General features: G+C 72.5%; 12 protein-coding genes. 4 read left to right on the forward strand and 8 right to left on the reverse strand.

The features are described from left to right. Positions 1 to 35: 35 nt before the first annotated feature. Positions 36 to 947: a metallophosphoesterase gene (locus KY572_RS22025; RefSeq protein ID WP_224244881.1), complete on the forward strand. Its 912-nt coding sequence runs from the start codon at positions 36 to 38 to the stop codon at positions 945 to 947. Between the two features lie 9 nt (positions 948 to 956). Here KY572_RS22025 and KY572_RS22030 read toward each other — a convergent pair whose 3' ends face one another. From KY572_RS22030 to KY572_RS22040, 3 genes are all read right to left on the reverse strand, one after another. Beyond that, positions 957 to 2069 carry a sensor histidine kinase gene (locus tag KY572_RS22030; RefSeq protein WP_224244882.1) on the reverse strand — a complete coding sequence of 371 codons (1113 nt, stop codon included), beginning with the start codon at positions 2067 to 2069 and terminating at the stop codon, positions 957 to 959. 293 nt (positions 2070 to 2362) lie between these two features. Further along, a complete protein-coding gene (locus KY572_RS22035) occupies positions 2363 to 5224 on the reverse strand; it encodes a TonB family protein (RefSeq protein ID WP_407659986.1) in 2862 nt (953 codons plus the stop codon). Between the two features lie 519 nt (positions 5225 to 5743). Then, complete coding sequence (locus tag KY572_RS22040; protein WP_224244883.1) at positions 5744 to 6118, reverse strand: helix-turn-helix transcriptional regulator; 375 nt, start codon at positions 6116 to 6118, stop codon at positions 5744 to 5746. 437 nt (positions 6119 to 6555) lie between these two features. On the opposite strand from KY572_RS22040, the gene KY572_RS22045 reads away from it, so the two are divergent. Together KY572_RS22045 and KY572_RS22050 are read left to right on the forward strand one after the other, a co-directional pair. Beyond that, positions 6556 to 7713: a serine/threonine protein kinase gene (locus tag KY572_RS22045; RefSeq protein ID WP_224244884.1), complete on the forward strand. Its 1158-nt coding sequence runs from the start codon at positions 6556 to 6558 to the stop codon at positions 7711 to 7713. A gap of 107 nt (positions 7714 to 7820) precedes the next feature. Next, a complete protein-coding gene (locus KY572_RS22050) occupies positions 7821 to 8213 on the forward strand; it encodes a response regulator (protein ID WP_224244885.1) in 393 nt (130 codons plus the stop codon). A gap of 10 nt (positions 8214 to 8223) precedes the next feature. On the opposite strand, the gene KY572_RS22055 is transcribed toward KY572_RS22050, so the two are convergent. Further along, the gene (locus tag KY572_RS22055) at positions 8224 to 10665 is read right to left on the reverse strand and encodes a PAS domain S-box protein (RefSeq protein ID WP_224244886.1); all 2442 of its coding nucleotides are present in this window, start codon (positions 10663 to 10665) and stop codon (positions 8224 to 8226) included. A gap of 45 nt (positions 10666 to 10710) precedes the next feature. After that, positions 10711 to 10983, reverse strand: coding sequence for a hypothetical protein (locus KY572_RS22060; RefSeq protein ID WP_224244887.1), 273 nt, complete (start codon positions 10981 to 10983; stop codon positions 10711 to 10713). 162 nt (positions 10984 to 11145) lie between these two features. Here KY572_RS22060 and KY572_RS22065 point away from each other — a divergent pair, with 162 nt between their 5' ends. After that, positions 11146 to 11823, forward strand: coding sequence for a response regulator (locus KY572_RS22065; protein WP_224244888.1), 678 nt, complete (start codon positions 11146 to 11148; stop codon positions 11821 to 11823). Positions 11824 to 11837: 14 nt separating this feature from the next. Here the strand turns inward: KY572_RS22065 and KY572_RS22070 are convergent, their stop codons facing one another. Genes KY572_RS22070 through KY572_RS22080 form a run of 3 tightly spaced genes read right to left on the reverse strand, consistent with a single transcriptional unit; the run spans position 11838 to position 16983 of the window. After that, entirely contained in the window at positions 11838 to 14702 is a 2865-nt protein-coding gene (locus KY572_RS22070; RefSeq protein ID WP_224244889.1) for a bpX6 domain-containing protein, read from the reverse strand. Then, the gene (locus KY572_RS22075; RefSeq protein WP_224244890.1) at positions 14699 to 16489 is read right to left on the reverse strand and encodes an LpqB family beta-propeller domain-containing protein; all 1791 of its coding nucleotides are present in this window, start codon (positions 16487 to 16489) and stop codon (positions 14699 to 14701) included. The genes KY572_RS22070 and KY572_RS22075 overlap by 4 nt, the downstream gene beginning before the upstream one ends. After that, the gene (locus KY572_RS22080; protein ID WP_224244891.1) at positions 16486 to 16983 is read right to left on the reverse strand and encodes a bpX5 domain-containing protein; all 498 of its coding nucleotides are present in this window, start codon (positions 16981 to 16983) and stop codon (positions 16486 to 16488) included. Before KY572_RS22080 ends, KY572_RS22075 begins: the two co-directional genes overlap by 4 nt.

Here is a 16983-nt window from a genome sequence, read left to right on the forward strand (position 1 = left end):
ATCCACCGCACCCCCGCACCGATGGAAGGAACAGAATGCGCCTGAGACTCTCCCGCCGCACCGCCCACCGCGCCGCGAGCCCGGCGCCATTCTCCCAGGGGCGCAACACGCTGGCGCTGGCGCGGAACGAGGTGGTGGCGAGGGGCTACGAGGATCCGCTGCGCTCCGAGCTGCGGCTGCGCTGGAGGGACCACTTCGCGCTCAACGAGTACGAGCTGCATGTCCCCGGGCTGCACCCGGCGCACCACGGGCTGCGCGTGGCGCAGCTGTCGGACATCCACGTGGGGCAGGCCACCTCGGACATCCGCATCCGCCGGGCGGTGATGGCGGTGAACGCCTCGTCGCCGGACATGGTGTTCCTCACGGGCGACTACGTGACGCACAGCCCCAAGCCGCTGCCGCGCGTGCGCGAGGTGCTCGCCGGGCTGCAGGGCCCCGTCTTCGTGGTGCTGGGCAACCATGACCACTGGGTGAACGCGCCCTACCTGCGCGACGGCTTCGAGCGGCTGGGCTACACGGTGTTGCAGAACGAGCACCGGACGGTGAGCGTGCGCGGGGCTCCCGCGTGCGTGCTGGGCGTGGACGACGGGCGCACCGGCCGGGATGACGTGGAGGCCACCTTCCGGGGCGCGCCCACCTCCGGCACGCGGCTGGTGCTGGCGCACACCCCGCCCACGGTGGAGAAGCTGCCGCCGTACGCGGGGCTGGTGCAGTTCTCCGGGCACACGCACGGTGGCCAGTTCGTCGTGCGCGGCCTCACCGAGGCCCTCTTCCGTCGCGCCGGCCAGCCCTACATCCGCGGGCACTACGCGGTGCGGGGCAACCAGCTCTATGTGAACCAGGGCCTGGGCTTCGGCTTCGGCGGGCCGTACCTGCGCCGTGGCACCGAGCCGGAGGTGGCCTTCTTCACCCTGCGCGCCGCTCCCGCGGTACAGGCGGTGGAGTAGTCCCCGGCCTCACGGCTTTGGGCTCTCGGCTGTCCGGCCGTGGGCACGCGCCTCCGCGTCGTTCCCGGAGGCGTGCCCGGCCAGCGCCTGGCGCGCGTCCCGCGGCAGCAGCACGGTGAAGGTGGTGCCCTCCTCCTCGGTGGAGCGGACCGCCACCCGTCCCCCGTGGGCCCGGACGAGCTCCCTCACGATGTAGAGCCCCAGCCCCAGCCCCTGGCGGCGCTTGCCCGGGGCGCTCGCGGACTGGAAGGGCTCGAAGATGGTGGCCAGCCGGTGCTCCGGGATGGGCGCGCCCGGGTTGTGGACCTCCAGCGCCAGCCGCTCGCCTCGCGGGTAGGTGCGCACGAAGACCGGCACGTCCGCGCCGCCGTGCTCCAGCGCGTTGGCGACCAGGTTGCTCACCACCTGCGCCAGCCGCTCGGCATCCCAGATGCCCTCGCTGGAGCCCTCCTCCTCGTAGGAGATGTGCCGGTTCGGGAAGGCCGTCGCCAGCTCGGCCACCACCTGCTGGCACACCGTGGACAGGGACGTGGCGGACAGCGACAGCGGGATGCCGTCCGGGCGCCGCGCCCGCGTCAGGTCCAGGATGTCGGCGATCATCTTCGCCATGCGCGCCGCGCTCGACTCGATGCGCTGGCCCAGCTCCTGCTGCATGGCGGTGAGCGAGCCGTAGTGCGCCATGGCTCGCGCCGAGAGGGTGATGGCGTTGAGCGGGTTGCGCAGATCATGGCCCAGGATGCCGAGGAAGCGCTCTCGGAACTCGGCCTCCTCGCGCATGCGCTCCTCGCGAGCCCGGGCCCGCTCCAGCGCCTCGCGGGCCTCGCGCGCCTCCAGCCGCTCGCGGGTCGTGTCCCGCAGCCACAGCGCGAAGCCATCGCCCCACTGCACCGCGGTGGCGAGCCACCAGCTCTCGGCTACGTCCGTCCGCAGGTGCAGCTCGGCGACGTAGGGCTCGCCCGTCTCCACCACCCGAGCGCAGGCCGGCAGCTCGAGCAGGCTCGCGAGAGACTCCACCCACCGGGAGAGCCGCCCGTCCGGCCCGTCCATCCGGGCACAGGCCTCCGCGGCCGGGTTGCCCGACACGCAGCGGAAGGCGAGCAGATCTCCAGCGCTATCGCGCATCGCCTCGAAGAGGAGGCACGGCGTCGAGCTGTCGGCATGGTGCCGTCCCACCAGGCGCTTTCCTGGCGAAGGAACCGTGTACATGGATGCAACCCCCCAGCGCACCGCGATCGAGCCAGGGAGTCGGACACAGGAGAGAGCGGAGCGGCGATCAGGACCCTGCCATATTTCAGGGAAGTCGTGATCCTCCACCGCGCTCGAGTGCACGAAGATGATCAGCGACGAACACTCCCACCGTCCAGCGCCGAGAGGCTGTTCTTGGCTCGACAGCCCTTTCGTTCAAGGGAGCTTGATCAATAGCGCCCCTTGAGCCCGAGGATGGGCAGCACCACGGGAAGGCCGATGGGCCGCTTCTCCAGCTGCGTACCCGTGGGTCCCAGGCCCACATAGTCGAACCCCACCACCTCCTGGCTGATCGTCACGTTGAGCATGTCCAGGTAGGCCTCGAGCGTGAACGTCTCGTAGGCCCAGGCCTTGGCCACCCGCACGTCGAAGCGGAAGAAGGCGGGCAGCCGGTCCACCTGGTCGCGATCCACGGGAATCCAGTCGGTGTGGGGGGTGCCATCACTCGGGTCGACCCGGACGCCCACGCGGTGCGTCTGGTTCCCGAGCGCGCTCGTCTCCGGGCGCCCCGTGTTGAAGTGCAGCACGCCGCCCACGGTGATGTTGTTGGAGAACCTGTAGCTGAGGACCATGTTGAGGATGTGGGTCTGGTCGAAGACGAAGGGCAGGTCCTTCGCCACCACTTCCACGGCTTTCTGCTGCTCGTCATGGCGGACGAAGCGCGTGTAGCGCGTGCTGCGCTGCAGCGAGTACGAGAGCCACCCGAACCAGTTGCCGCCCAGCGGGCGGCGGATCAACACCTCCATGCCGTACGCCATGCCGTGGCTGGCCAGGCTCGGAAGCTCCTCGTCGTCGATCTGGATCTGCGAGGCCCTGACCCGCTCGCGGCGGGGCGTCAGCCGAGGCTTGTCGATGGGCTCCGGGTCCGACGGGAACGAGGGGTCCTCCTCGTCATCGTCGAAGAGCGTCTCGTCCGCGAAGGGGGTCAGCTCCACCGTGCGCAGCATCGGGTTGACGTAGAAGTCCAGGCCCACCTCGAAGTTCTTGGGCGCCTTCCACTCGGCTCCCACGGAGAACTGGAGCGCCTCCTGCAGCCCCTGCCCCAGCCCCGCGATGTCCACCACGGGCAGGCTGATCAGCGTGGTGGGCGCCTGGTGGAAGAGCCCCGCGCCGTCCTTGAGCGTCAGGTCCTCGCGCAGCTGGTAGCGCGCGGTGAGCCGAGGCTCCACGGCCACGTGGTTGGTGCCGCCCGACAGGTGGTAGTTGTCCACGCGCAGCCCGGGTACCACCGTCCACCGGTCGTCCGGCTGCCACCGCAGCTCGCCCCAGGCGCCCGTGAAGAGGCCCACGGCGACCGGCATGGTGATCTCCAGCTCCTCGAACTCGTCGAAGGGATCGTCCTCGGAGAGCAGGGTGACCTCCGCGCTCTTGCGGTCCACGTCCGCGCCGCCGCGCAGCGACAGGCGCTCGGCGAGCTTCGCCTCGTAGCCCACCCGGACCGCCAGGCTCCCCTGGTCGATGGCGAACTCGGACTCGTCCTCCGGACCGCGGCTCACCGTCGAGAGCCGATCCACGCCCCACGTCACGCCCAGCTCCAGCTCGCCGGGCCCCGCGCTCCGCCGGTCTCGCAGGTCCAGGCGGTGGAAGGCGATCCTCTGCAGCGCCGTGGTGCCGAGCTCGTCCTGGGCCTCCGTGCCCAGCGTGTCCGAGGAGCCGAACGCTAACAGCCGCAGCTTGCCGCCCGCCAGGTCCTGCTCCACGCGCGCCTGGTAGTCCCAGAAGTCCAGGACGAGCCTGTCGTTCTTCCTGCCGCGCGGCGGCGGATCCTGGATGGCGTTGGCCGCCAGGGAGATGATCCACGGCGTGTACGAGTAGCGTCCGGCGATGGAGACGTTGGTGCCCGTGGACTTGAAGGGGTACTCGAGGAAGACGCCCGCGTTGATGAGGTCCGCGTAGGCGCTGCCGTGGACGCGGTCATCGTTGGGACGGCTGAGCCGGCCGTTGATGGCACCGCCCATCAGCCGTCCGTACTCGGGCGGCGGCGTGCCCGGGTAGAAGTCGATGGTGTCGATGAAGTCCGGGTGGACCACCGCCGGACCGAGGAAGAGGTGGAAGAGGATGGGCACGCGGATGCCGTCCAGGTAGTAGCCCGTGGACGACGGCTGGCTGCCGCGCACCACGGGGTACGCCACGCCCGACACCATGCTGCCCACGCCGGGCAGCAGCATCACCACGCGGAACGGGTCTCCCATGGTGCCCGGCACTTCGCGCAGCTCCGCCTCGCGCAGGGTGACGCGGGACACCTCGGTGCGCTCGCGGTCCCCGCGCACCACCGTCTCGTACGGGTTGATGATGAGCGGCTCCAGGCCGTAGACCACCTCCAGCGTCTCGCCCCGGCTCAGGTTCTCGATGAAGGTGCCGGGCTTGTGCCCGGATGCCGTCACGCGCACCTTCTGGCCGGCCGCGGGCCAGCGGGCCTCGAAGCGTCCCTCCGCGTCCGTCTCCACCGGCGAGTCCGGCGCGGCGTCCGACACCAGCACCGCTCCCGGCAGTGGCCGGCGGTTGCCCTTCTGCCGCACGAGGCCCTTGAGCGTGACGGGAGCAAGCCGCGGCGCCGTGCCCCCGTCTCCGCCCTCGACGGCTGCCTCGGCGGGCGCCTCGAAGCGGTACTCGAAGCCGATGCGCACCGGCACCGGCTGGCCGTCCAGCAGCGCCGGAGTGAAGCGCAGCCCCATCGCCGCATGCAGCGCGGCGTCATCGAGCAGCGGATGCGGCCCCTCCACCAGCGTGGCGGACTCCACCTCGCCCGCCTCATCCAGCAGCAGCTCCAGCCGCACCGTGCCCGTCACCTGCTCCGTGGCGAGCTCCCGCGGATAGGATGCGGGCGAGTCCGCCAGCAACGTGGGAGCCTGGAATGCCGGCCCCGTGCCCGCATCGGCCGTACCGCCGGCCTCCAGCTCGAAGCCCGCGTCCGTCCGCCGCAGTCCCACCTCCGTGGCCGTTCCCGCGTCCGGAGTCCCCGCATCCGCCGGCCCACTGCCGGCGCCCCACGCCCCCTGAGCCAGCAGCACCAGCCCCAGAGCCAAACTCAACCCGAGAGCGCGACTCACACCGGCGCGCCTGTCCCGCCCACTCCGCCTGGGCAGTTCCGGGGAAGGCCTTGCCCCCTGGAGGGAACCGCCTGCGCCAAGGCAAAGCCCCGGCCAGGGAGGCGCCCTGGGCGCGAACCGGTCGCGAACTGGTACGACAAGCAGACCCGTTCGCCCAGGGTGCGCCCTGGGCTCGGACCGGTTGCGAACTGGTATGACAAGCAGACCAGTTCGGAGCCAATGCGACCGGCAGGAGGGCGGTCCGGACGCGGGGGCGGGCTCGGGCCCTCGACCCGTCCCAGGTGGCGAAGCCCGTTCGGGAGTCGTGAAGAGAGCTCTTCGGACCTGCTCAGCCGCCATGTCCCATCCCCAGCTTCCGCATGGGGTCATGAGGCCAGGGGCTCCGCGGGGATGACAAGCGCCGGTTGCCGCCTGTCGGCCTCTTCGTCGCGCCTTGAACGCACAGCGGCGTGCCAGACACCCACGCCCGGCACGCCCGAGCCTGGGACGAGCAGGCGCGTCTCAAATGCGCGCGATGATGGCCGTGGCCACCAGGTGCATCAGCTTGATCTGCGGCCGCTTCAGCCGACGCAGGCTTCGCAGCAGCCGCCGCATCTCCGGCGTGTCATCCAGCCCGGAGGGCACCTCGTCGGCCCAGGGGGACTCCCCGGAGCCGTTGCGCGGCGCCAGCCCCATGAGCTCGTCCGGGCCGCTGCGCAGCGCCACGCACAGCCGCAGCAGGGTGGGCACGCTGGGCAGCATCTTCCCGCGCTCCATCCGCCCGTACACCTCGGTGGCCACGCCGATGCGCTCGGCCACATCCGCCTGCGTGAGCCCCGCGCGCATCCGCGCCAGCCGGGACGACTCGCCCACCGTCGTCGCCAGCCGCTTCTCCATCCGCCGCACCGCCTGAGGCAGTGCTGGCCCCTTGCGGCGCGAACCTCGCCGCCCCGAGGAGAACGAGACCGTGGAACCTTTCAGGTTGGCTCTCAACACACGAACCTTGCGCACATGGCCGGCTGTAGGGGAGTGGCCTGCTGGCGCTCGCCTCCAGGCGAGTCGTTATAACCTGCCACGTCGGGAGCACATACCCCTATTTACCAGGTAGCGCCCTATTTGATGGGTTGTCTCCCCCGCCCTTCCCGCCGTCTAAGCCCTGGATTTTCCGATTAGGCCGCGCCGCCTCGACACACCGCGTCAGACAGGCCCTATCAGGTAGGACGGCGCCCAGGCAGTCAGTGGTGCCTCCACGCCCTCCCAGGTGACCCGATAGGTGACGCGGGCCAGCGGACGAACCATACTCTCCAGGTCCTCCCCGCCACAGGAGAGCCGTCATGCCGTCCCTGTCCTCAGAGCCCCCCCTGTCCGAGGTGCTGCTGCGGTCCGGACCCACGTCATATGAGTTCGTCCGGAAGCTGGGCCCGGCCCGCAACGGAGAGCTCATCCTGGCCCGCCGCCGCTATGACGAGGGCTTCGGCGGCTTCAGCGTCATCAAGCGCCCCGTGTCCCCGGTGTCCGAGGAGGCTCGGCGCCGGCTGCTGGACGAGGCCCGCGTCAGCTCGCGGCTGCACCACCCCAACCTCCTCACCACGCTGCAGCTCAAGGGCCCCGATGGCATGCCGCACCTGGTGCTGGAGCACGTGCCCGGCTACCGGCTCGAGGCGCTGCTGGAGGCCTCCGAGCGGGCTCGGCAGCCCCTCTCGGAGGGCCTGGCCTGCCATGTGGTGGCGGAGATCGCCGATGCGCTGCACCACGCCCACACGCTGCTGGATGAGCACGGGCGCCAGCTGGGCATCGTCCACCGGGATGTGACGCCCCACAACATCCTCCTGAGCGAGCACGGCGAGGTGAAGCTCTTGGACTTCGGCGCCGCCTGGTCCCGGCTGGAGGGGCGCGTGAGCAGCGAGGGCCCCGCCGTCCAGGGGAGCCTCGCCTACGCCGCCCCCGAGCACGTCCACCGCCTGGCGCTGGACGGCCGCGCCGATCAGTTCTCCCTGGGCATCGTCCTGCTGCAGCTGCTCACCGGCCGTCACCTCTTCGAGGGCGCCGACCGCTTCGACGCGCTCCAGCGCCGGCCGCGCCGGGTGGAGAATGCCACCACCCGCCTGTGCGCTCGCGAGCTGGCCGCGCGCATCCGCGGCTACACCGTGGCGGACCTGGAGGCCGCCACGCGCGCGGTGCCCGAGGTGCTGCGCCCCATCGTCCACCGTGCGCTCGCGCCGGAGCGCACCAGCCGCTTCCCCTCGTGCGCCCACCTCTCGCGGGCCCTGCGCGACCACCTGCGAGACACCGAGCAGGCGTGGGGGCGGCACGAGGTACTCACCGAGCTCGTCACCCTGCGCTACGTCACCCTGCGGGTGGAGTCCGGGGAGGCCCCGGATGACGCCGTCCATGATCGGCTGCTGCCCGAGCAGCCTGCCCCACGGTCCGCTCCTCGCTCCCACACGGTCCACAGAGGGGCCAGGCTGCGTGGTACCCCGCGGCGCCGTTGATCCATCGAGTACACAACATCCCCGAATCCAAAGACTTCACTCTTCACCGGCTTCGGATGAGGCTTCGGGGTGAACTCGTGCGCCCGTGAACAGGGGGATGGACCGCAATGCAGGAGCACTTCCGCGTCCTAGTCGTCGAGGACCACAACGACAGCCGGGAGATGCTGGAGGAGTTCCTCACCGAGGAGGGCTTCACCGTGGAGAGCGCCGTCAACGGGCTCCAGGCCCTGGAGCGGCTGCTGCGCCCGCCTCGGCCAGACCTGGTGCTGCTGGACCTGATGATGCCGGTGATGACGGGGTGGGACCTGATGGCTCGGGTGGAAGAGGAGCCGTCGCTGTGGGGGCTGCCGGTCATCATCGTCTCGGGCGCGGGCGCCACGCGCCCCGTCCCGCGGCGCATCGTGGCGTCCATCCCCAAGCCGTTGGATCTGAACCTGCTGATGGACACCATCGCGCGCCTGCGCACGGGCCACGGCAGCGCGCTGGCCGCTGGCCGCTGAAGCTTCCGCCTCAGGACGCCGTCAGCGCCGGGGCCGTCGCCGCCATCCGGGGCAGGATGACCCGGAACGTCGTGCCCGCCTCCTCGGTGGACGTCACGTCGATGCGGCCGCCGTGCCCCTTCACCACCTGCTCGACGATGTAGAGGCCCAGCCCCAGCCCGCCTCCCTCGGAGGAGGCGCGCCGGAACGGATCGAACAGGTGCGGCAGCGCCTCGGCGGGGATGGGGCTGCCGCCGTTGTGCACCTCCAGCTCCACCATCTCTCCGGTGTCCCGCAGCAGGAAGGAGATGGCCGTGTCCGGCGGGCTGTACTGGAGCGCGTTGCTGCCCAGGTTGGTCACCACCTGCAGCAGCCGGTCCGCGTCCCACTCGCCCTCGTAGCGCCCGGGCTCCGCGCGCAGGCGCACGTTGCGCTCGGGCCAGGCGGCCTCCAGCTCCTCCACGCCCTGGCGCAGCACCTGGCGCAGGTCTCCCGTCGTGCGGTGGATGGGGATGCCGCCGCCCAGGCGCCCGCGGGTGAAGTCCAGCAGCTCGGAGATCATCCGCTTCATCCGGTCGGTGGACTTGGCGACGCGGGCCGCGGCGCGCTGATCCCTCGCGGACAGCGTCTCGCTGTGCAGCAGCTGGGTGGCGGACAGGTGGATGGCGTTGAGCGGGTTGCGCAGGTCATGGCTGACGATGCCGATGAGCTTGCCTCCGAACTCGGCGGCCTGACGCGCGGCGGCCTCGGCGCGGCGCAGCGGCGTCACGTCCACGAACGTCACCACCGCCGCGACGATCTGCCCCACCCTGTCCCGGATGGGCGCGCTGGAGCAGAGCACGGCGGTGCGCTGACGATCGCTCCGGCGGAACTCGATCTCCTCGCCCTGCACCACCTCGCCGCCGAGCAGCGCGCGCGCCAGCGGCCACTCCTCGGGCGTATAGGGCCGGCCATCCAGGTGGAAGCCTGGATAGGCGGAGTACTCGCCGATGTGGTCGGCCTGGATGAAGGGCATGCCGAGGATGCTCTCCACCTGCCGGTTGCCCATCAGCATCCGCCCCGAGGGCGCCTCGGCGAGGATGACGCCCGCCGGCAGCTGCTCCAGCAGCGTGGCCAGCCGGGAGCGCTCGGCCTCGATGTCGGCCAGCAGCCGCTGGCGCTCGAGCTCCGCCGTGCGCCGCTGGGTGATGTCCAGGAAGGTGCCCGCGCGCTGCACCACCTTGCCGGACGCGTCCCGCAGCGCCGTCACGTGCGTGAGGACGGGGAAGCGGCTGCCGTCCTTGCGCAGGTGCATGGACTCGTACTCGTGATGGAGCTTGGAGCTGGCCGCCGCCACGTGCCGCGCCAGCACCGCCCGGGACTCCGGGGCGAAGACGTCCACCAGCGGCCGGCCGATCAGCTCCTCGCGCGTGTAGCCGTGCATCTGCGCGAACGCCGGGTTCACGTCCTCCAGCACGTTGTCCTCGGAGCGGGCCAGCGCCACGCCCACGCCCAGGTGGGTGAAGATCTCCTCCCACCGCTCGCGCTGCGACTCGCTCGCCCGCAGCCGGGCCATGGACTGCTCGGCCTGGGTCCGGGCCACCTGCTCGCGGGCATGGGCCTGGGCCCGCGCAATCATCGAGGTGGTGCGCGCCGCCATGGTGCGCAGCAGCAGCCGATCCTCGTCGGAGAACTCGTGGCTGGCGCGGCTGCCCATGTGCACCACGCCGAGCACCTCGTCGCCCAGCAGCAGCGGCACGGCGTAGAGGGCGCGCAGGCCACTGCCGCGCAGCGCCTGACCGAGCACCCGGGCATCCGTCGCCGCGTCGCGCACGGTGGTGGGCTGGCGCGAGGAGGCCGCCTCGCCGGCGAAGCCCTCTCCGACGCGCACGCGGAAGTCCTCCTCGAAGGTGATGCCCACCGAGCTCTCCACCCGGAGGAAGTCCCCCTCTCGCACCAGCACGGTGACCGAGTCCACCACCGGAACGGTCTCCCGCAGCACCTCGAGCAGGCGCGGCAGGAAGGCAGGAAGGTCCGGGCTGCCGATGGCCGCGGCGGAGATGCGGTCCAGCGCCTGCAGGGTGCGCTCCCGCACCTGCATGTAGCGGCTGACCGAGGCGGCCACGGCCTCGTCCACCGCCTCGTGGAAGAGAGTCACCGCCTCCCACGTATCGGTGAAGCCCTGGGCCGCCCACAGCCGCAGCACGCACCGGCGCAGCAGCCGGTACTCGGTGACGACCTGCCGCAGATCGAACCCCTCGCCCAGCCGCTCCAGGGCATGCACATCCGGGACGGAGCCGAGCTCGGCGGCCACCTCCGTCTCCGGCGAGCGGGAGATCAGCCGCGCGATGCTGTCCAGCAGCAGCGGCAGGTGGTCTCGCAGCGCGGTGCGCGACAGGCTCTGCGCGGCGGGAAGCTGACGCACCTCCGCCTCCCATGCCTCCAGGATGGCGTCACGGTGGGTGCGGAAGAACTCTGCAAGTCGAGGTGCCACGCGAGAAAGGTATGCGAGGGAACGAGAGACCGAGGCTGCGGGTGATCAGGAAGTCGAGGCCGCCATCCCTTCATCCGGGCCCCTGAGCTCCAACAAATGGAGCAGCCCATGCTTCCAGTCCACGGCGTAGTGAACATGGAAGCCCGAGGGAAGCAAGCAGGCGCCAGCGTGTTCCGTTCCCGGTGTCTGGCTCTCCGTGCCGAGCAGCGGACCGGAGAAGATGGCGCCCAGTTCATGCAGGACGCGCTCGCGCACGGCCGGCTGGCAGGCGGAGAGCACTCCCACCGCCTGGGGCATGAACTGGAGTCGGAAGGCCATCGTGGCCTCCAAGCTGGCCACTCGCCGGGGAGAGAGCAAGCGGCCTGGGAGCCAGCCGAGGGCCGCCATCTGTCACTCAGGCAACGGTTGAGGGCCCCTGAGGGGCAGTTCCTCTCCTCCCAGGAGGAGGGTTCGGGGGGATGGCCCTAGGCTGGCGCTCTCATGTCCGCTCCCCCGAGACTGCTCATCGTGGAGGATGATCCCAGCTGGCGGGAGGTGCTCCGGGTGACGGCCCGCTCGGAAGGGTGCGAAGTCGCCCTCGCCTCCGACGGGCTGGAGGCGCTCTCGTATCTGAGCGACGCCGGGCGGCAGCGACCGAACCTCGTCGTGCTGGACCTGATGCTGCCCCGCCTGGACGGCTGGGAGCTGTACGGGCGGATGCGCACCCATGAAACCCTGCGCGACATCCCGGTGCTGATGATGTCCGTGGCCAGCCAGAGCGTGACCCTGGGTGGCGTGGTGGGCTTCCTGCACAAGACGGCCACGCCGGAGCCCGCGCTGCTGGAGCTGCGGCAGCGTCTGCGCCGCTTCGAGCACTCCGGCCGGGTGCACGAGGAGCGCGGGCCCTATGGCCTGCGGATGTCGGAGGAGACGCTCCTCACGCTGAGCGCGCTGCCCTCGTCGCTGCACCACGCCGTGCGTCAGCACCTGCACCGGGCCGCGGAGTTGGCGGACGGTGCGCTCCCCCTGGCGTCCACCTGGCTCGTCGCGCTGCCGGGAGAGCCTCCCTCGCTGCTGGTGACGGTCCAGGGCATCCGGGTGGTGCTGGAGGTGGACGACGTGGCGCGCGAGCTGACCGCCACCACCGCCATCATCCCCACCTACCTGCCGCGCACGTAGCGCTCGCGCGCCGGCTACTGGACGGGGATGCGCCTCGCCGCGCCTTCCCTCAGGTCCACCCGAAGCAGCCGGCCCGTGGTGTCGAAGATGAGCAGCTCGCCCGCGCAGAAGCGGGCTCGCACGCGGGCCTCGCCCTCGAAGAGGAAGCGCGCCCGGGCCGGGCCTCCCTTCGCGGAGAGCTCCACCTGGTGGCCCTCGCCCGTCCTCATGCTCGTCAGCGACCACGGCGGCGAGACGAGGAAGCCGTCCACCCGCTCCACCCTCGCCGTCTTCTCGTCCACAACCACCATCGGCAGGCCGTCTCCGTGGCGGCGCTCGGCGCGCGAGCGCAGCGTGGGGCCTCCGGGCAGGGCGTATGTCCACAGCTGCGGCTCGCGGCCAAAGGTGGCGAAGCGCAGCGAGTCCGCGTCCGCCTCCAGCGCCACCACCACGCCGCCCACCTGGGAGACGCGCCAGAGCGCGCGCAGGCCGTCCGTGGCCAGCGCGTCCACCGCCATCACCGTGTCCGCCTCGGCGAGGAACCACAGGTTGCCGTCGTAGCTGGGGGCGAACGCATCCACCTTCGCGTCGCACCAGTGCCGGGCGCGCCGGGGGCCGGGCTCGATGACGGAGATGTGCTTGAGCTCCCCGCGCGGCGCGAGCGCCAGCACCCGGTCCTCGTGCACCGACGGCACCAGCCAGAAGGCCGGCACGTCGAAGTGCGCCACGCGGGTGCCATCCGAGCGGATCAGCCGCACCCCGCCCTCTCCGAGCGCCAGCAGGATGCGCTGGCTCGACAGCGCCACCGCGTCGTGGATGGGGTAGGGGCCGGCCTCGGTCGCGGCGATCCGCTCGTGCAGCAGCGCGGCGCCTTGCTCCTCGGCCCAGTTGCGGGGACGGGGATCGGCGAAGGTCGGGAGATCGGCCCGCAGCGTGCCATCCCCCACGTCCCGGAGGAGCCGCGTGAGGAAGCTCGCGTCGATGCGCGTGTGGCCCGCCGCCCTGTCCCTGAGGAGCGCGCGGACCGCCGGGCCCACCAGGAGGGTGCGCGGCTCGGAGCGCTGCTCGGTGGCGAGCACCTCCGCGAAGGCGAGCCGCTCGGCCGCGCGGGGGTGGCTCTCGTCCTCGAGCAGCGCGAGCGCCGAGGCCTGCGCCGAGGCGAAGGCGTCCGGGAAGGCCAGCATCAGCCGCGCCAGGGCACGGGCGCCGCTCACGCCGCCGACCGTGGCGCCCTGCTCCAGCCAGGCCCGCGCCAGGGGATGCGCATCCTCCAGCGGCCACACCACCACCGCGGCGCGCAGGTAGTCCCCGGCCTCCGCGAGCGTCTCCGCCCAGAGCAGCCGCAGCGTGCGGGCCTCGGACGGGTGCGTGCGCTCCAGCCGCAGCACCGCGTCCGGGAAGGCGCCGCTGCGCCGGGCGATGGCCACCGCGCGCCGGATGTCCCTGGCCAGCAGCCACTGGCGCACCACCAGCCCGGGAGCCAGCCCGCGCCCCTCGGCCAGCTCGGCCGCGAGCCGCAGGCGCTCGTGCTTCTCGAGGAAGGACACGGCCTCCTCGTGCGCGCCGAGCAGCTCGGTGAGGACGAAGGCGGCCTCGTCGATGCGGCCCTCTCGCTCCAGGCGCTTGAAGGCGGCGCGGTAGCGCTCCTTGAGCGCGGAGTAGATCTCCTGGCCGCCACCGAAGATGGCCGCGCCTCCGCCCCGACGCGTCTGGATGGCGAGGCTCTCGCGCGGGCCCGGCAGCCCCAGGGCGATGCGCGCCTGCTCCGTCAGCTTTTCAGCACCCAGGGGGATGGCGTGGCGCAGCGCCTCGTCGAGGTTGCCCTTCTCGAACATCTCGAAGAGGCGCTGGACGTACTCCGCCTTGCGCTGTCCCAGCAGCGGGCCGAGCGGCGTGTTGCGCAGCAGCCACTCCGAGAGCCGCGACACGAGTCCCGGGCCTCGCGGCGGGGGCGGTGAGGAGGGCGGCGGAAGCGCCGGCTGGCTCGAGGCAGCGGAGGCCGGGAACAGGGACTGCCGCAGGAACCCGAACATGCGCGACAGCAGGGACGGTGCTCCGGGCCGCTGCTCGCGGACCTGCGCCTTCGCGGGCGCGCCCGAGGGCAGCTGGGGGATGGCCTCGGCGGTCGACGAGACGCGGGGGGCCAGCGCGCGCTGGAGCCAGGCCTTGAGCCGGCCCAGGGCCGAGGAGCTCGCGCCGGGGGCCGGCGTCGCCGAGGCGGGAGTGGCGCTGGCGACCTTCTGGGCCGTCGCGGGCGTGCCACGCTCCGCCCTCCACCACGCGCGCAGCCGATCCCACAGCGAGGCTGAGGCGCCCACGCTCGCGGCCTGCACCTTCTGGAGCGCCTGGGGGACGGGGCGGCCCTCCATGCGCGCCCGGACCGCCTCGGCCTCGGGACTGGCGGGAGGCACGCCGCCGAAGAGGCTGCGCGCGGGCGTCGCGACGGGCTCGAGCACCTTGATGGGCCTGGGGGGCGCTCCGAGCCCCTTCACGGTGACGGTGCTCCACTCGGAGACATCGAGCCACTCCGCCACATCCAATCGGCGAGAGGGCTCCGCGGAGAACACCTCCGCGCGTCCGGCTCGCACCAGCACGATCGAGCCGGGAGGAGGCGCCAGCTGCGCCCGCTCGGTGGCCGACAGAGGCGCGGAGAGCAGCACGCCATCCTCGAGGGTGAGCGGCAGCCCGGGCGCGGTGGCGCAGTTCACGGGCTGGACGCGCGGCAGCCGCAGGAGGAAGCCTCCCGCGATGGCGAAGACGGCCGTGCCCGGCGTCCACGTGGCGAGCACGCGCCCACGGGCCTCGCGCTCGCCCAGGAGCGAGGGATCGAACCAGAGGGCCGACGTCACCACGATGCCGCGGTGCAGGTGGAGCCGAGGCCTCACGGGGCGCGCGCTCATGCCGCCTCCTCTGGAGCCGCGCGATACAGGGCCATGCCCTGCTGGAGGCTCCACACCACGAGCTCACCCTTCACCGTCAGCCACGCGAGCACGGGCAGCCCGTGGCTCACCGCCGCGTGTGCCACGTTCTCCGCGGCGCGCGTCAGCAGCTGCATCCTCGAGGGAGTCTGCAGCATGAAGGTCCGTCGGTCGGAGGCGAGCAGCACCAGCCCCGGCTCCTCCAGGGCCTGGGAGCTGTCGGCCACGCCCACCACCCGGTATTCCGGGCGGACGTCGAACCGGACGTGGCCATGGGCGACCAGCACCTGCCAGGTGCCGGGGCGCTGGCGCAGCGCGAGCAGCCCCGCATCCGCGTGGCCCAGGGAGGCGGTGTGGCCGAAGTAGGCCTCGTCCTCGCCGGTGCCGAGCGGCAGGTGACGCTGGTGGTTGTCCTCCAGCAGGCCCAGCCACATGCCCTCCACGGAGGAGCCCTCCGTGGGCGTCATCACGAAGGCGGGCTTGCGCCGCACCTCGGCGAAGGCGCTCACGCGGCTCGCCAGCAGCGCGGGCCCCTGCTGGCTGACGACGAAGAGGCGGCCCTCGCTGTCACGCGCCAGCACGCGCTCGCGGTCGTCCTCGAGCACCGAGGTGGCCAGCCCTGGAAGGCGGTTCGGCGGAGGCGCGTCCGGCAGCAGCCCCTCGTAGCCGAGGTAGGGGATGCCGCGAGGCCTGCTCCCTCCGATGCCCCTCACGCCTCCATGAATCCAGAGGACCTTCTCGTCGCGGGTCAGCACGAGCAGCCCGCCATTGCGCCGCCAGCCGACGGCCACGAGCCGATGGTCCGCCGGGGGCTGGAAGCGCCGCGGCTTGGGGACGGTGGAGCGCGGCGAGTGGGGGATGGGCTGAGCGGCCACGCTTCCATCCGCGCGGATGAGGATGAGCCGCGTGCCATCCGCGGAGAAGAAGAACGCCTGGATGCGGGTGGCGTTGGACAGGCGCACCGGCGTCGCGGCGCGAGCGGTGAAGGGCTCCCTCAGCAGGCGGACGCACTCCTCCGGCGGGGGCAGCTCCAGCGCCACGGAGGCGGGGGCACGGGCCACTCGCCGCACCGAGACGCAGAGCGCGCGTGCGCCGGGAGCCATCCGCTCCTCCACCTCCACGCGGGACAGGCCCGCGGCCTCGGGGAGGCGGGCGAGCCGCGAGCTGCCCACGAGCCAGCAGTCCTCCGGGGCGGAGCCGAGCGCCAGCGCCTCGCGCCACCGGCTCACGTGCTCTCCCGTCACGGGCGTGATGCTGCGAGCGGCGAGCCAGGACTGGACGGTGCCCGCGGTGATGGCGCTGAAGGGGCCTCGGTCCGGAGAGGACTGGAGCACGCCCCAGGCGAACTCGGCGCCGGCGGCCTCGGCGCGCCGCTGCAGCACCACGAGCAGCGCCAGGTGGGCGATGCGGGGAGCACCGAGCTGATCCGGCCCCGCGTCCAGGAGCACCACGGAGCGCCGCGAGCCCTGGGGCTGCTTGAAGGCGGGCTTGAGGAAGGCGTGCTCGCCGAAGGCCGCGCGGCGGATGAACTCGTCGGGGGACTCCAGGGCGTAGAGCCACTCGGTGAGCAGGAGCCGCTCATAGGGGCCGCGGCGGGTGAGCCCTTCGTAGCCCTGGGGCTCTCCGCCGTCCGTCTCGCCGCGAGGGCGGAGCGCGCCGATGGCCGCGGCCAGCCGGGCCACATGCGGGCCGAGGCTGAGCGCCAGGTCCTCCGGGAAGAGGGAGAGCTGCATCGCCCAGGGGCGCAGCACGGCGGGCAGGCTGCTCACGGGGAGCCCTCCGCGGCCTTCAGCCACGCGGCGAGCGTCTCACGGGCCACCGGCCGCGCGGCCCCCACGGGCACCAGGAACCCCGAGCGCGGGAGCACGGCGAGCGGTGCCCCGTCCGAGGCGTGGGCCACCAGGGCGCGCTCGAGCAGGGCGGGGGCGACCTCGGGCGCGAGCGCGCACGGAAGCAGCAGCGAGGGCGCGGCCCCATCCCTCCCGAGGTACACGGCCCCATCGACCCACGGCAGCGAGTGCGCCTCTCCCAGGAGGACGAGGAGGTCCGAGCCGGCCACGCCGCTCCAGGCGCCCAGCCGCGCGTCGTCCGCCGCGAGCGCCCTGCGAGCGAGCGCGAGCGCCACGGCCCCGACGCCCGCGACGGCGAGGGCGGGCAGCGGCTCCATCCGGGGGCTCCACGTCACCGGGAGTCGCGCGGGGGCTTGCGATGAGGCACGAGCGCTCAAGGGAACCCGACCTTGATTGAACCGAGGCAAGCGCAC

Origin of the sequence: Hyalangium gracile (assembly GCF_020103725.1) — a bacterium.
GTDB classification, from domain to species: Bacteria; Myxococcota; Myxococcia; order Myxococcales; family Myxococcaceae; genus Hyalangium; species Hyalangium gracile.

What these genes read in the sequence shown, in the direction of transcription:
- KY572_RS22025 (WP_224244881.1), top strand. Translation starts at nt 36, where the DNA reads ATGCGCCTGAGACTCTCCCGCCGCACCGCCCACCGCGCCGCGAGCCCG.
- KY572_RS22030 (WP_224244882.1), bottom strand. Translation starts at nt 2,069, where the DNA reads ATGCGCGATAGCGCTGGAGATCTGCTCGCCTTCCGCTGCGTGTCGGGC.
- KY572_RS22040 (WP_224244883.1), bottom strand. Translation starts at nt 6,118, where the DNA reads ATGGAGAAGCGGCTGGCGACGACGGTGGGCGAGTCGTCCCGGCTGGCG.
- KY572_RS22045 (WP_224244884.1), top strand. Translation starts at nt 6,556, where the DNA reads ATGCCGTCCCTGTCCTCAGAGCCCCCCCTGTCCGAGGTGCTGCTGCGG.
- KY572_RS22050 (WP_224244885.1), top strand. Translation starts at nt 7,821, where the DNA reads ATGCAGGAGCACTTCCGCGTCCTAGTCGTCGAGGACCACAACGACAGC.
- KY572_RS22060 (WP_224244887.1), bottom strand. Translation starts at nt 10,983, where the DNA reads ATGGCCTTCCGACTCCAGTTCATGCCCCAGGCGGTGGGAGTGCTCTCC.
- KY572_RS22065 (WP_224244888.1), top strand. Translation starts at nt 11,146, where the DNA reads ATGTCCGCTCCCCCGAGACTGCTCATCGTGGAGGATGATCCCAGCTGG.
- KY572_RS22070 (WP_224244889.1), bottom strand. Translation starts at nt 14,702, where the DNA reads ATGAGCGCGCGCCCCGTGAGGCCTCGGCTCCACCTGCACCGCGGCATC.